The 14,235-nt window shown below is 53.1% G+C and carries 12 protein-coding genes; 3 read left to right on the top strand and 9 right to left on the bottom strand.

Annotated features, from left to right (window positions below; genetic code table 11):
- Window positions 1-102 precede the first annotated feature (102 nt).
- Together htpG and QC823_RS03840 are read right to left on the bottom strand one after the other, a co-directional pair.
- Window positions 103-2,007, bottom strand: a complete 1,905-nt coding sequence (htpG, locus tag QC823_RS03835; RefSeq protein WP_309655032.1) for a molecular chaperone HtpG — start codon at window positions 2,005-2,007, stop codon at window positions 103-105.
- Window positions 2,008-2,132: 125 nt separating this feature from the next.
- Window positions 2,133-2,477 (bottom strand): YkvA family protein, encoded by a 345-nt coding sequence (locus QC823_RS03840; RefSeq protein WP_309655033.1) that lies wholly within the window; start codon window positions 2,475-2,477, stop codon window positions 2,133-2,135.
- A gap of 215 nt (window positions 2,478-2,692) precedes the next feature.
- On the opposite strand from QC823_RS03840, the gene QC823_RS03845 reads away from it, so the two are divergent.
- A complete protein-coding gene (locus QC823_RS03845) occupies window positions 2,693-4,546 on the top strand; it encodes a transglycosylase SLT domain-containing protein (RefSeq protein WP_309655034.1) in 1,854 nt (617 codons plus the stop codon).
- Window positions 4,547-4,564: 18 nt separating this feature from the next.
- On the opposite strand, the gene QC823_RS03850 is transcribed toward QC823_RS03845, so the two are convergent.
- Window positions 4,565-5,221 carry a LysE family translocator gene (locus tag QC823_RS03850; RefSeq protein WP_309655035.1) on the bottom strand — a complete coding sequence of 219 codons (657 nt, stop codon included), beginning with the start codon at window positions 5,219-5,221 and terminating at the stop codon, window positions 4,565-4,567.
- 202 nt (window positions 5,222-5,423) lie between these two features.
- On the opposite strand from QC823_RS03850, the gene QC823_RS03855 reads away from it, so the two are divergent.
- Window positions 5,424-5,627, top strand: coding sequence for a cold-shock protein (locus tag QC823_RS03855; protein ID WP_075879098.1), 204 nt, complete (start codon window positions 5,424-5,426; stop codon window positions 5,625-5,627).
- Window positions 5,628-5,748: 121 nt separating this feature from the next.
- On the opposite strand, the gene QC823_RS03860 is transcribed toward QC823_RS03855, so the two are convergent.
- The 4 genes from QC823_RS03860 to QC823_RS03875 all read right to left on the bottom strand — a co-directional run bounded on the left by QC823_RS03860 (window position 5,749) and on the right by QC823_RS03875 (window position 10,815).
- The gene (locus QC823_RS03860) at window positions 5,749-6,504 is read right to left on the bottom strand and encodes a hypothetical protein (protein ID WP_309655036.1); all 756 of its coding nucleotides are present in this window, start codon (window positions 6,502-6,504) and stop codon (window positions 5,749-5,751) included.
- A gap of 27 nt (window positions 6,505-6,531) precedes the next feature.
- Window positions 6,532-7,548, bottom strand: a complete 1,017-nt coding sequence (yegS, locus tag QC823_RS03865) for a lipid kinase YegS (protein ID WP_309655037.1) — start codon at window positions 7,546-7,548, stop codon at window positions 6,532-6,534.
- Window positions 7,549-7,603: 55 nt separating this feature from the next.
- Window positions 7,604-10,234: an aminopeptidase N gene (gene pepN, locus QC823_RS03870; RefSeq protein ID WP_309655038.1), complete on the bottom strand. Its 2,631-nt coding sequence runs from the start codon at window positions 10,232-10,234 to the stop codon at window positions 7,604-7,606.
- A gap of 95 nt (window positions 10,235-10,329) precedes the next feature.
- Window positions 10,330-10,815, bottom strand: a complete 486-nt coding sequence (locus tag QC823_RS03875; RefSeq protein WP_309655039.1) for a YajQ family cyclic di-GMP-binding protein — start codon at window positions 10,813-10,815, stop codon at window positions 10,330-10,332.
- A 227-nt stretch (window positions 10,816-11,042) separates the two neighbouring features.
- On the opposite strand from QC823_RS03875, the gene cobO reads away from it, so the two are divergent.
- The gene (gene cobO / locus QC823_RS03880; RefSeq protein ID WP_309655040.1) at window positions 11,043-11,642 is read left to right on the top strand and encodes a cob(I)yrinic acid a,c-diamide adenosyltransferase; all 600 of its coding nucleotides are present in this window, start codon (window positions 11,043-11,045) and stop codon (window positions 11,640-11,642) included.
- 7 nt (window positions 11,643-11,649) lie between these two features.
- Here cobO and QC823_RS03885 read toward each other — a convergent pair whose 3' ends face one another.
- Both QC823_RS03885 and QC823_RS03890 read right to left on the bottom strand, forming a co-directional pair.
- Window positions 11,650-12,963 (bottom strand): adenylosuccinate synthase, encoded by a 1,314-nt coding sequence (locus tag QC823_RS03885; RefSeq protein WP_309655041.1) that lies wholly within the window; start codon window positions 12,961-12,963, stop codon window positions 11,650-11,652.
- Complete coding sequence (locus tag QC823_RS03890; protein ID WP_309655042.1) at window positions 12,963-14,156, bottom strand: ATP phosphoribosyltransferase regulatory subunit; 1,194 nt, start codon at window positions 14,154-14,156, stop codon at window positions 12,963-12,965. Before QC823_RS03890 ends, QC823_RS03885 begins: the two co-directional genes overlap by 1 nt.
- Window positions 14,157-14,235: the final 79 nt, after the last annotated feature.

Here is a 14,235-nt window from a genome sequence, read left to right on the forward strand (position 1 = left end):
AAGCTATAGATGAGTATGTTGCTATTGTCGTTAACTACTACTGTACCAAAACAAACGGCCCGCCAGGGTAACCTGACGGGCCGTATCGAAAAGCCGGCGTGATTATGCCGTCAAGACACTGTTGAGGCGCTTAACGTATGCTGCGGGGTCATCTAAGTGACCGCCTTCGGCAATAATCGCCTGATCCAGCAAGATATGGGCGAGTGCGCTAAAGGAGTCGCCGTCCGCGCTTTCTAGGCGCGATACCAGCGCGTGCTCAGGGTTAAGCTCTAAAATCGGCTTCACTTCGGGCAGCGGCTGACCGGCGGCCTCCATGATACGGCGCATCTGAAAGCCCATCTCATGTTCAGGTAGCACCACGCAAGCGGGCGAGTCGGTCAAGCGATGCGTCACTTTCACGTCTTGCACGCCATCACCGAGTGCCTCTTTCACACGCTTAACAAGGTCTTCTTTCGCTTTAGCGGTCTCTTCCTGCGCTTTCTTTTCCTCTTCGTCTTCCACATCGCCCAGGTCAAGCTCACCCTTGGCAACATCGGCCAGTGCCTTGCCATCAAACTCGGTGAGGTGGCTCATCAACCACTCGTCGACGCGATCATTGAGCAGCAGCACTTCAATGCCTTTCTTGCGGAAAATCTCCAGGTGCGGGCTATTTTTCGCCGCATTGAAGCTTTCGGCAACGATATAGTAAATCTTCTGCTGGCCTTCTTTCATGCGTTCGACATAGTCAGCCAGCGACTGGTCTTGGGTCGTGCTGTCGGTGTGGGTCGTCGAGAAGCGCAATAGTCCGGCGACTTTCTCGCGGTTAGCAAAATCTTCGCCCGGGCCTTCTTTCAACACGCTGCCAAAGTTGTTCCAGAACGTCTGGTACTGCTCGTTATTCTTGGCGAGCTTTTTGAGCATATCCAGCGCGCGCTTGGTAAGCGCGGATTTAATTTTGTCGACTTTCGGATCCTGCTGCAGAATCTCGCGCGAGACGTTGAGTGACAGATCACGCGTATCCAGCACGCCCTTAATAAAGCGCAGATAAAGCGGCAAGAACTGTTCCGCGTCATCCATGATGAAAACGCGCTGAACGTAGAGTTTTACCCCACGCGACCCGTCGCGCTCATAAAGGTCAAACGGCGCACGGCTGGGCACATAAAGAAGGCTTGTGTACTCCAGTTTGCCTTCTACCTTGTTGTGGCTCCACGTCAGCGGGTCGGAGAAATCGTGGGCGACGTGCTTATAGAACGCCTTGTACTCATCGTCGGAAATCTCGCTTTTAGGGCGCACCCAAAGCGCTGTCGCTTCGTTGACGGTCTCCCAGGTCGTGACTTCACTACCCTCGATCTCGTTGCCCTCATCATCCTTGGCGGTTTCGGTCTTGGGCATGCGCACAGGCACTTCGATATGATCAGAGTACTTGCGCACAAGGTTCTGCAGACGAAAATCGTCTGCAAACTCTTTGGCATCTTCTTTTAGGTGGAGAATGATTTCAGTGCCGTGCTTATCACGCTCAATATCAGCAACGGTAAACTCACCTTCGCCTTTAGAGTGCCACTCCACGCCAGCATCGGCCGCGGTACCGGCCTTGCGGGTGCGTACGGTTACTTCGTCGGCAACGATAAAGCCAGAATAAAAGCCCACGCCGAACTGGCCGATCAGCTTGGCGTCTTTTTGCTGCTCGCCGGAGAGCTGATTAAGAAACTCTGCCGTGCCACTGCGCGCAATCGTCCCTAGGTTGGCGATCACATCGTCACGATCCATGCCGATACCGTTGTCGCGTACCGTCACCGTGCCCGCGTCAGTGTTGTGCTCAATCTCAATACGCAGATCGCTATCGCCTTCATACAGTGCGTCATTATCGAGTGCAGCGTAACGTAGCTTGTCGCAGGCATCCGCGCCGTTAGAGATCAGCTCGCGCAGAAAGATTTCGCGGTTGGAGTACAGCGAGTTGATCATCAAATTCAGAAGCTGCTTCACTTCCGTTTGAAAACCAAGCGTTTCTTCGTGGGTCGCGGTGGTCATTCTTTTAGCCCTCAACGATCAAATGGAGTGTTAAATAGAGTTTTACTTGTGACGTGTGAAGACTGAACATCACACGCTGCTAAGTGGGTTAAGTGAAAGCCAATATGGGGTTAAGTCAGCGCTTTTCAAGCGTCAGAGGGCGGTGTGTTTTGCTTGTCTTTATTCTGTTTCCACAAACGGTACGTTTCCAGCTGCCTATCAACGCCATTAAGTAACCAGCCGACAATCATGACGTCATCAAGGAGCCCCACCAGAACCAGAAAATCCGGGATGAGATCAAACGGCATAATCAGGTAGGCTAGTGCCAATGCCATCAGCCCAAACGCGCGCCAAGGGACAGGGCGAAAGTCCCCACGAATCACGTCGCGCATCATGGGCATGAACCACTTCAACGCGCGGATGACACGTTTCAACACCCGGCCGCGAGATTTTAATCGACGCACTAGCCACCAGCTTGATAATGGGTTCATAGTCTCTCTTTACTCTGTCATTTACCGATGAGAAACGCTGCGAATATTTTCGTTCATTCCGATTATTCACTCGCCATACTGAGGTCACTTTAATGCGCGGCACACGTTTAGTTTCTCTGTTCAAGCTTGATCGGTGCGTGCTTCGGGCATTCGCAGCGCTAAGCATCGTGGTTTTAAGCACTCCTGTCAGCGCTGTCACATTCTCTGATGACGATATGCGCAAGGCACTCGCCAACGCCCGCGATCAACGCTGGGAGCTTATTAACCTGGAGGCAGTAGACCGTCATATCTTAAGCGGCTACATCCATTATCACCGTCTACGTGGGGAGCTTCCCGCAGTGCCCCCTGAGCGCGTCAAGACGTATATCGACACTCACCGCGACTCCCCCTTAAGCGAGTGGCTACGCGGCCAAGCAATCACACAGTACGGAGAGGCTAAGCAGTGGTCTGACGTGCGCGCAGTAGCCGACGCTGAACCTAACGGCAGTGAACGCCAGTGTTATTACTACACCGCGTTTTTGGAAACCGATCGTGCTCTCGCTCGTGAAGGAGGTCAGGCGCTATGGCAAGTTGACCATTCGCAGCCAAGCGCCTGCGACGCGCTTTTCAACCGGCTACGTGCTAGCGGCGATATCGACGCCACCGCTATTTGGGAGCGCAAGATGCTTGCCTGGCAAGCGGGTGAAACACGCTTAATGGCATATCTTGGCAGCTTGTTAGATGGTAACTGGCAGACAGCTAACGAGACCGTAAGTCATATGAATAACGCTGCGGCGCTGAGCGAAGCGCCAGCCTGCCTTGGCCCCCGCTGCGCCGCCACGCCTAGCTTTTACCGTGCGGCCATGTGGCGTTTCACTCGTGACGACACCGCTTCCGCCTTGGCGGCGTGGCGCGAGATTGCCCCTTCACTTACGTTATCTCACAAGACCCAGCACGCCATAGAAGAAGAGCTTGCATTTTATGCCTTGGTAAGAGAAACGCCCGATTCACTGGCGTGGGTCGACCAAAAGCTTGCCTTGCTTGAAAGCGAGCGCGTTCTTGAACTGCGGGTCCGCCGTGCGCTGGGGCAGCGCCAATGGGCTGACGCACTGCACTGGATTGACGCCATGCCGAGCGAGCAGCAAGCTTCCAGTCGTTGGCAGTACTGGCTTGCCCGCGCCAATGAGCAGCTTAATGATCATGATGCGGCACAAACGCATTATCAAAACGCCGCGAGCGACCGCAGCTTTTACGGTTTTGCCGCCGCCGAGCGCATCAATCAGCCATTTAGCTTGAATTCATCGCAGTACCGTTTTGATAGCGCGTCGCGCGAAACCGTGGCAGCACTGCCTGCCATCAAGCGCGCTGAGACGCTGATGCGTATTGGTGAAAAGGGCTTAGCCTATAGCGAGTGGCTACATGCCGTACGCAACGCCACGCGTGAGCAGGCTCTTGCCATCGCAGACTACGCAGACCATCAGCAGTGGCACGCGCTGCTCGTGCAAACGACGATTGCTGGGGGCCTCTGGGATGCTCTTGAGTGGCGGTTCCCCCAAGCTTATGCGGCTCAATTCTTACATTGGGGTCGTTTAAGTGGCGTCGACCCTTACTTATTGATGGCGATTGCGCGCCGCGAGAGCGCGTATAACCCCCAAGCGCTTTCCCCAGCTGGCGCACGAGGATTGATGCAGCTGATGCCTGGCACTGCGGCGCAAGTCAGCCGAGAAATCGGGCTCTCCGACCCTGGCCTGTATGGCGTGTTAGACCCTGAACTCAATATTCGCCTAGGCAGCACTTACTTGCGTGACAAACTTCAGCGCTACAGTGGCAACCGTTTAGCGGCTACTGCTGCCTACAATGCGGGGCCAGGCCGTGTGGATCGTTGGCTAGAAGAACAGGGGGTTGAAGATTTCGACCTCTTTATCGAACGTATTCCCTATCGCGAAACCCGCGATTATGTTCAAGCTGTTTTAACGTATCGGGTAATTTTTGCCGCGCTAGCGCAAGGCGGCGACACCACGAAAATTTCTTTACTTAATCCAGATGAGCAACATGTGCGTTACGACGACTCACTGCTAGCCAAAAAATAGGCGTTTTCACCGCGGCGCCTAAGTTGGGCGCTGCTCTAACGCCAGCTTAATACCAAATAGCACCAAAACACCGCCTGTTAGACCGTTAAGCCACTGGGAAAACCGAGTACTGGCAAGCCATTTACTCGCCCCGCCTACCATCACCGCCACGCTGATTTGCCACACGTTGGCAATCACAAAATGAATACTGGCAAGCCACAACGACTTAAGCAGTGCCGGGTCGCTCGGGGCAATAAACTGGGGCAAAAACGCCATATAAAACACAACCGTTTTTGGGTTGAGTACATTGGACAGCAACCCCTCTTTAATGGGCTGCCACCGGGGCACCTTTGAGGAGGACTGAAGCATGCCCTCGACCGGCAACCCTTGCCCACTTCTAACCGCCATTAAGCTTTTGATACCTAACCAAATCAAATATGCCGCCCCTAGCATTTTTAATACATGAAATGCCCAAGCGGATTGCAGCAAAATGAGCGAGATGCCCAGCGCTGAAATCGTGGCATGAACAAACAGCCCGCAACAGATGGCGACGCTTGTTGTAATACCATCTCCCACCCCACCGCGCGCCGTATTGCGAATTACCAGCAACGTATCCACACCTGGGCTTAGCGAAAGCAGCGTAATTGCGATCAGAAACGGCCAAAACTGGCTATCGATAAAACCCCACTCGGTCATATTGCAATCCTGCCTGCTTAACGGTTGGAAGATATATTTGCTGTTGCCAACATACCGTTTTCGCGTAGCGGAAGCAGCCTCCCCCTAATACAAAATTCATTGCTCAGCGCTGGACGTCTGTTTTTTTTGCTACTACATTGAAATTAGCGGGCAGGCAAAACGCATTGCTCGCATTACTATCAAGCAAGTAAGGAAATCGATAATGGCAACTGGCACAGTTAAGTGGTTCAACGATACAAAAGGTTATGGCTTCATCTCTCCAGATGACGGCGGTGATGATTTGTTTGCCCACTTTTCCGAAATTCAGGCTGAAGGCTTTAAGTCTTTGCAAGATGGTCAAAAAGTGTCCTTCGAGGTCACGCAAGGTAAAAAAGGCCTTCAGGCCTCCAATATCCGCCCCGAATAAACGCGGCTATTGAGCTTCTGACAAATGGTCAGAGGAAAGAAACAGGCCCGCAAAATGCGGGCCTGTTTTCGTTTCTATTAACGTGGCCTTAATAATTTCATTTAAACCATCAAACAGGCCACTACGGCGACTCACTCGCATTGAATTCTTCATTGCTTTCAATCGTAGCGCCAGCTTCGTTTTCGTCCATTGTCTCTTGCGCTTCTAGCTCTTGAAACTGTTGATCTAGCTCTTGTTGAGCTTCTTCAAAGCGACGCTCGGTTTCTTCGATCAAGGCTTGAACGTCATCTTCGCCCAATTCCCCTTCTTGCTGATTAGAGGTTGGAAGACTGCTATCCGGCAAATCCATATCCGTCTCCCAGTCCTCAGAGACAGCCTCGGGCAAATCATCTAATCCTTCAGGTGTCAGTTCTTCCGTTTGGTTTTGGACTTCTTCAAACTGCTCATCTAAGCGCTGCTGCGCTTCTTCAAAACGGCGTTCAGTCTCGGCGATAACATCATCAATTTCTGACGATGTAACCTCCCCTGGGAGACTTCCTTCTCCCTCTAGTGCATCTGAAGGATCAGCGGATAGCGTATCTTCATCGGCCTGGACATCTTCAGCAGTCGCTGCTTCCGCTTCCTCGCTAACCTCGTCGTCTTGTTCCGCTTGTGACGACTGCTCAGTTTGCGTGTTCTGCTCAACGGGCGTCGGCGACTGCTCGGAGGACTCTTCAGCCTCTTCGTTATTCGACGCCGCGGCGCTGTCTTGCTCTGCTGTCTCACTGACGGTTGCGTCATCTTCCGGGACTGAATTTGCCGCTTCTTCACTCTCTCCACACGCACTTAGCAGCAGTGCCGCTGCCATGAGCGTGGGGACCCAAAATCGGTTTGCCATTACTCTTGTCTCCTCTTCCGCATTAGGTCACGCGATGTTTCGCGTCACGGTATTAACCTGCATTGTTTCATGCCCACCCTTTGCCTCTGGATTTGGTGAAACCAGTAGCGGAGAATCCGCGGGCATGGCCACGGTGATAGCCAGGGGCTCTACTTCGGCGGTAAACGCATTTAAGCAACGTGATTCCCCATCAAGCGTTAATGGCCAAGCGGGGTCCCCTGAGCGTGTCGTCACACGCACTTGAGTGGCGGTAAAATAACGCACAAATTGCCCTTCCCTTGGGAATTGACGCAGCTCTTCCAATAATTGTGAAAGCGCTCGGATAGAGGAAAAATCTTTCACCAACAATACATCAATGTAGCCATCATTGAGCTTTGCTTTAGGGGCTAGTACCTGTCCTCCACCCGCCTGTCGCGCATTGCCTAACGCCAATAACAATAGCGACGCCTGTTGTTCGCCTTCTCCCCAATCCAAGGTGCCGTGGTAGCTTGAGTGACGCCAGGCTTTTAACGCCCCCATGACTGAATACGCCCCACCACCAAACAGGCGCTTTAACCTTTTGGGGGTTGAGCTGGTAATTTCAGCCCCAAATCCCCCCGTGGTCATATTGATATAGTACTGCTCATCGTATTGGGCATTTGCCCCTGCAGTGCTTATGCGGACCACATCGACGCACTGTCCTTTCCACTTGCACACCGCTTTTAATGCAGCGTTTGGCGCCACTGGCACCCCAATAGAGGTAGCAAAATCGTTAGCGCTCCCCAGCGGCACGATACCCAGCACTGGCCGCTTAGCCTTAGGCCGGCGCATCATCCCGTTTACCACCTCATTGACTGTTCCATCACCGCCACCGGCGATAACATGGGTGAAACCATCAATTGCAGCACGTTCGGCGAAATCGGCGGCGTCACCCGCCTCCCAGGTGACAAGTACCGTTAGCGCCATGCCAGCTTGACGCTGCTTTGTCACGGCATCTCTTAACGCGGGGTTGTTCGATGATTTGCCATTCACGACAAGACAATAACGTGGTGCTACATCATTCACCTTGAGCTTCCTGAACAGAGGTCGAGATCCATATTACTGGCGCGTCGCTAGCATCCTACGCGAGCGCCTTTTCCACCACTTCATAAACATTTGACGATAGTGGCTGCGCTTTAATCCGCTCCAACTGTTTGTGCATCAACGCCTGGCGTGTTTCATCAAAGCGCTGCCAGCGAGTCAGCGGTGTGATCAAGCGAGCTGCAATTTCCGGGTTTAAGCGGTTAAGCTCAATCACCACATCCGCCAGTAGCGCGTAACCGGCCCCATCCAGACGATGAAAGTTAATGCGATTTTGGGCAAATGCCCCGATCAATGCACGTACCTTGTTAGGGTTTTTGAGCGAGAAAGCAGGATGCTGCATCAAGTGTTTCACCCGCTCCAGTGCGTCCTCTTGGGGACGTGTGACCTGAATAGTAAACCACTGATCCATCACCAGCGGATCGTGCGCCCACTTCTCACCGAATGCTTTTAACGCTGGCGAAGCCATCTCATCACGATCACTATGGACCAACAAGGTCAAGGCATGGCGCACGTCGGTCATATTGTGTTCTGCCTCAAACTGGGTTTGGCAAAACACAATCGCTTGCTCGTCTTCAATCGACATGAGGTATGACAATGCAACGTTCTTGAGGCTGCGCTGACCGATTTGCTCGGGCGTTGGCGCGTAGCGCTCGTTTGATTGATTTGCCTCATAAACGGCGATGAACTCATCGCGCAGCGCCATCGCAAGCGATTGACGCACAAATTCCCGAGCAGCATGAATGGCATCAATATCCACCAGCGGTTGCTGCTCAGCAATATAGGCTTCGGTGGGCAGCGCCAACATCTCCGCAAGCACCGCCTTATCATCGGTTGGGCTTGCTAGCAGTGCGCGATAGGCATCCGTCACGCGGCTATCCATTACTTTTTCCACCCCATTACGGTGGGCGGCAATTAAATCATCCAGTGCCAGCATCGCCAAGCGCTGGCCAGCATCCCAGCGGTTGAACCCGTCGCTATCGTGAGTCAATAAAAAAGCGAGGTCTTCGCGCGAGTACGGGAAATGCATTTTCACCGGCGCGGAGAAATGGCGCAGCAGCGACGGCACTGGGGCCTCCGCCACTTCAGTAAACACAAAGGTCTGTTCGTCTCCGCGAAGATGCACGACGGTATCTTTACCCTGCTTTTCGCCGTCAAGTGTAAGCGTTAAGTCCTGCCCCGATTTAGTCCCCACAAGCCCCATGCGCACGGGAATATGAAGCGGTTCTTTATCCGTTTGGCCAGGCGTCGCAGGCGTACGCTGACGCAAGGTTAAGTGATATTCCGCATGCGCGTAATCGTACTCACCATGAGCATCGATCTCCGGCGTACCAGCCTGTTCATACCAACGCATAAACTGGCCAAGGTCCACACCGGAGACCTCTTCCATACAGGTCACAAAGTCTTCAATCGTCACCGCTTGACCATCAAAGCGCGAGAAATAAAGGTCACTGCCGCGACGAAAGGCGTCCCAACCGACCAAGTTGCACAGCATGCGTACGATCTCGGCACCTTTTTCGTAAACCGTGAGCGTATAAAAGTTGGTAATCTCGATGTAATGGTCTGGCCGTACTGGATGCGCGGTGGGGCCGGCGTCTTCGGCAAACTGCGCGGTGCGAAAAAATGACACGTCCTGGATACGCTTGACCGGCGCTGAATTGGTGTCCGCGCTAAAACACTGATCGCGAAAGACCGTAAACCCTTCTTTCAGCGAGAGTTGGAACCAGTCGCGGCAGGTGACACGGTTACCCGACCAGTTGTGAAAATATTCATGCGCCACGATGCCTTCTACCTGCTGGAAAGCTGCATCGGTGGCGGTATCTGGGTGGGTTAGCACTGCCGCCGAGTTGAAAATATTGAGCCCTTTATTTTCCATGGCGCCCATATTGAAGTCGTTGACGGCAACGATCATGAAAAGGTCAAGATCGTACTCGCGACCATACGTTTCTTCATCCCATGTCATCGCTCTTTTCAACGACGCCATGGCGTGCTCGGTCTTGGACACGTTTTCCGCTTCTACCCACAACTGTAGTGTGACCTTACGGCCATTCATGGTGGTGAAGTGGTCTTCGATTTTCTTTAAATCACCGGCAACCAACGCAAAAAGGTAGCAGGGCTTGGGGTGCGGGTCTTCCCAAGTGACAAAATGGCGGTTGCCTTCCAGTTCGCCCTTTTCTATAAGGTTACCATTGGCCAACAGCACCGGTTCGCGGCTTTTATCGCCAATCACCGTCACACGAAATGTTGCCATGACATCCGGGCGGTCAGGGTAGTAGGTAATACGACGAAAGCCTTCTGCCTCACACTGAGTACAGTACATACCCTTGGATTGATACAACCCCTCCAGTGCCGTGTTGGCCTCGGGAGCAATAGAGACTTCGCTTTCCAAAGTAAACGACGCAGGAACACGTTCGATGGTGAGGCCGTACTCATCAACGCGATAGGCGCTTTCATCCAGTGGTTGCCCCTCAATCGCAAGTGACGTGAGCGTCAACTGTTCGCCATTAAGGAAAAGCGGCGTGGTGGCCTCGACGTCCGGATGACGCTCAAAGGATAAGCGCGCTTTGACACGCGTTTGGGCGGGGTCAAGATCAAACGTCAGCTCGGTATGGATAACACGATAGGCGGGCGGCTGATAGTCGCTAAGGTAAACCGGCTGGGGGGCGGACATGATGCATGACTCCTTGTTATCGACAACTATTAGATATAAGCGTTATGTGAAGGCTCAGCGTTGGCAAGCGGCGAATTTATCGTCCAAGTGACGCGTTAATCGCGAAAATTATCAAACTGTAGCGGCAGATCTGGCCCTTCTTCGCTTCTTAGTAGCGCCATGATGCCTTGCAGATCGTCGCGTTTTTTTCCTGTTACCCGGACTTTTTCGCCTTGTATTTGCGCTTGCACCTTGGCTTTACTGGCTTTGATGCGCTTAACGATATCTTTTGCTTCCGCGGCATCTAACCCTTGCTTAAGCGTCACCGTTTGTCGTGCTTTAACACCGGAAAGCTCTGGCTCATTGATATCCATACAACGAGCATCAATCCCGCGTGCAATCAATCGGTTGCGAAGGACATCGAGCATCTGCTTCAGCTGGAAATCGACCTCGGCTTCAAGGTGGACACTGTCGCCTTCAAGACGAAAGCTGGCATCAACGCCTTTGAAGTCAAAACGCGACTGGACTTCGCGGTTAGCCTGGTCAACCGCATTGGTGGCTTCGTGTTGATCGAACTCGGACACAATATCAAACGAGGGCATGTGGCAATTCCTAGATAAAGATAGCCCACCATTCTAGAGCAGCGACCCGCTTATCTGCCAACCTTCTTGTCCATCGTCTTCATAATGAAACCTCATTTATTAGACACATCTTTTCTAAACAAGAGGCTAAAGCAGAAATTTTCTATACAAAACTTATCTATTAGGATGCATTTTCAATGTGCTCTGTTGCATACTGAGCGCCAATTTTCAGACTCAGGAGCAAAAGAATGAGCGATCGCGATTCGCGCCATAAGACTTCGATGCAAAAACTCAAAACCCACGTCGATGAAAAAGTCGCTAATGCGACAGAGCAGCGTGGGTTATTGCTCGTTAATACCGGCAATGGCAAAGGCAAGACCACGGCGGCCTGGGGGACTGTCACGCGCGCGTTAGGCTATGGCTACAACGTTGGCGTGGTGCAATTCATTAAAGGCTTGTGGGAATGCGGTGAACGCAATCGTTTAGAAGACGATGCCAACCTCCAGGTAGCGATCATGGCAACAGGCTTTACTTGGGATACACAGAATCGCGAAGAAGACACCCGCGCTTGCCAAGAGGTTTGGCAAGAGGCCGCCCGTATGCTGTCAGACCCCAACGTTTATCTCGTGGTGCTTGATGAGATCACCTACATGCTGAAGTTTGGCTATTTGGATATTGAGGCAGTCAAACAAGCACTAAAAAACCGCCCGCACGAGCAGACAGTCATTATTACCGGGCGCAACGCCCACAGGGACCTGATGGCGATGGCCGATACGGTGACGGAAATGCAGGAAGTGCGCCATGCCTTCAATAACGGAATTCAGGCACGGCGCGGCATCGACTACTGAGGCGAGCTTACCCCTTGTCGAGCGCTTTTTCGTCGAAGGGGTTACGTAGCACGATAGTCTCCATACGGTCCGGACCGGTGGAAATAATATCGATACTGGTCCCCACCTGCTCTTCTAAGAAGCTGATATAGGAGCGCGCATTGGCAGGCAAATCTTCCACGCGCTTAACTCCCAGAGTGGACTCTTTCCACCCTGGCAAGTCAGTGTAGAGCGGCTCAATGGCTTCATAACCTTCAGAATCCACCGGAGTGTCCAATACATCGCCGTCTTTGCTGCGATAACCGACACAAACACGGATATTTTCAAGCCCATCAAGCACGTCAAGCTTGGTTAAGCATATCCCAGACACTGAGTTGATCTGCACCGCATGACGCAGTGCCACGGCGTCAAACCAACCACAACGACGCGGACGCCCGGTGGTAGCACCAAATTCATGGCCTCTCTCAGCTAAGTGGCGACCGTGATCGTCAAAGAGCTCGGTCGGGAACGGGCCAGAGCCCACGCGCGTAGTGTACGCTTTGGTGATCCCCAGTACGTAGTCCAGATACAGCGGCCCGACACCAGAACCGGTTGCGGTACCACCCGCGGTGGTGTTGGAGCTGGTCACAAAAGGATACGTGCCGTGGTCGATATCAAGTAGAGAGCCTTGCGCGCCCTCAAATAGGATATTCTCACCTTCTTTGCGCAGGCTATGCACAAGCCCTACGGTATCACCCACCATCGGACGCAACTCTTCTGCCATTTGCATAGCGCCATCGAGCACTTCTTGGAAGTCTACCGCAGCTTCGCCGTGATAATGGGTCAACACAAAGTTGTGGTAGTCCAATACCTCACCTAGCTTGGAAGCAAAGCGTTCGCGGTGCATCATATCGCCCAAACGTAAGCCACGACGCGCCACTTTATCTTCATAGGCAGGGCCAATACCGCGGCCGGTGGTGCCAATCTTCGCCACACCGCGCGCTTTTTCCCGCGCCTGATCAAGACGTACGTGATAAGGCAAAATCAACGGACAGGCAGGTGAGAGACGCAATCGCTGACGTACCGGAACGCCTTTGTCTTCTAGCTCACGGATTTCTTTCATCAGCGCTTCTGGTGAGAGCACCACACCGTTGCCAATAACGCAGATTTTGTCAGGGCGCAGGATACCGGAGGGAATCAAGTGAAGAACGGTTTTTTCTCCGTCAATCACCAGTGTATGACCGGCATTGTGCCCCCCTTGAAAACGGACGACCGCGGACGCTGACTCTGTCAACAGGTCAACAATTTTTCCTTTACCTTCGTCACCCCATTGGGTACCAAGTACTACGACATTCTTGCCCATTATGCTCTCGTCTCTTGTGCCAGTGTCGTTGGCTGCCAACGACCGTCGATAAACTCAAGTCGGCGGTCACACCCGTGCTCCGCCGGCCCGGTACGCTGCCCTGGCAGCGCCTGTACTACACGTTCACCCTGCGCGCGCAATTTGGCAATCGCCAAGATGAGCGCTTCATCTGTCTGTGATGGCGCCCAGATAGCGCCCTTTTCCGCTGACGCCTGGTTAAGGGAAGCAAGCTGTTTCAGATCCATTGAAAACCCTGTTGCTGGACGTGCACGCCCAAAGGCTCTCCCCGTATCATCGTAACGGCCACCTTTTGCGAGCGCTTGACCGTAACCCGGAACATAGGCGGCAAACATCATACCCGTGTGATATTCGTAACCGCGAAGTTCAGCCAAATCCACGTAAAGGTCCACTTCAAAATTCGCTAGCACGCCTTGATAGAGCGCATCTAACTCATCAAGTGCGGTTTTAACCGATACCGGGGCACCAGCAAAGACGTCACGCGCCTGATGTAATACTCTGACATCTCCGTGCAGCTCGTTCAGCGCATTAAACATGGTAGCCAACGCCGGATCTGAAATGCTGGCACTCACCTGATCAGCGAGTGCGCCAGGCGATTTTAACGCCAACGCATTAAACAGCGCACGTTCTTGATCATGGTTAAGCTTTGCCGCCTCAACCAGGCTACGGTAGATGCCGATATGCCCAAGCGCGAGGTGGATTTCGCGCGCGCCTGACGCAGCCAGGCTCGTCAACGCAAGGTGAATTATCTCGCTGTCAGCCTCTAAGCCTGCGTGACCAAACAGTTCAACACCAACCTGTACCGGGCTACGCCCCCCCTGATACTGATCCGCTTTAGCACGTAGCACGTTGGTACAATAACAAAGCCTTACCGGCCCTTCGCGCCGCAGCGAATGAGCATCCATGCGCGCCACTTGTGGCGTCACATCGGCACTAGCGCCCATCATCCTGCCAGTCAGTTGGTCAGTGAGTTTAAACGTTTGCAAGTCAAGGTCCGTGCCCGTGCCCGTTAACAGCGAATCGAGAAACTCTATAGGGGGCGGCATGACTTGGTCATACCCCCAGCCGTGATAGAGATCCAGCAGCGTACGGCGCAACTCTTCCATACGGCTTGCCTGAGGCGGTAACACCTCATCCATGCCGTCGGGCAATAGCCAGCGGTCAGCGATGGTCATATAAGCAATCCTGCGAGACGACAATAAAAGCCTACGGTACTATCGACAAAAATCAGACGACAAAAAACGGGCCACAAAA

Source organism: Vreelandella vilamensis, from assembly GCF_031451755.1.
In the GTDB taxonomy this organism is placed as follows: domain Bacteria; phylum Pseudomonadota; class Gammaproteobacteria; order Pseudomonadales; family Halomonadaceae; genus Vreelandella; species Vreelandella vilamensis.

Bases quoted from the DNA above. Each gene is read 5' to 3' on its own strand.
- QC823_RS03885 (WP_309655041.1), bottom strand. From the start codon at position 12,963: ATGGGCAAGAATGTCGTAGTACTTGGTACCCAATGGGGTGACGAAGGT.
- htpG (WP_309655032.1), bottom strand. From the start codon at position 2,007: ATGACCACCGCGACCCACGAAGAAACGCTTGGTTTTCAAACGGAAGTG.
- QC823_RS03845 (WP_309655034.1), top strand. From the start codon at position 2,693: ATGCGCAAGGCACTCGCCAACGCCCGCGATCAACGCTGGGAGCTTATT.
- QC823_RS03850 (WP_309655035.1), bottom strand. From the start codon at position 5,221: ATGACCGAGTGGGGTTTTATCGATAGCCAGTTTTGGCCGTTTCTGATC.
- QC823_RS03860 (WP_309655036.1), bottom strand. From the start codon at position 6,504: ATGGCAAACCGATTTTGGGTCCCCACGCTCATGGCAGCGGCACTGCTG.
- QC823_RS03840 (WP_309655033.1), bottom strand. From the start codon at position 2,477: ATGAACCCATTATCAAGCTGGTGGCTAGTGCGTCGATTAAAATCTCGC.
- cobO (WP_309655040.1), top strand. From the start codon at position 11,043: ATGAGCGATCGCGATTCGCGCCATAAGACTTCGATGCAAAAACTCAAA.
- QC823_RS03875 (WP_309655039.1), bottom strand. From the start codon at position 10,815: ATGCCCTCGTTTGATATTGTGTCCGAGTTCGATCAACACGAAGCCACC.
- QC823_RS03855 (WP_075879098.1), top strand. From the start codon at position 5,424: ATGGCAACTGGCACAGTTAAGTGGTTCAACGATACAAAAGGTTATGGC.
- pepN (WP_309655038.1), bottom strand. From the start codon at position 10,234: ATGTCCGCCCCCCAGCCGGTTTACCTTAGCGACTATCAGCCGCCCGCC.
- QC823_RS03890 (WP_309655042.1), bottom strand. From the start codon at position 14,156: ATGACCATCGCTGACCGCTGGCTATTGCCCGACGGCATGGATGAGGTG.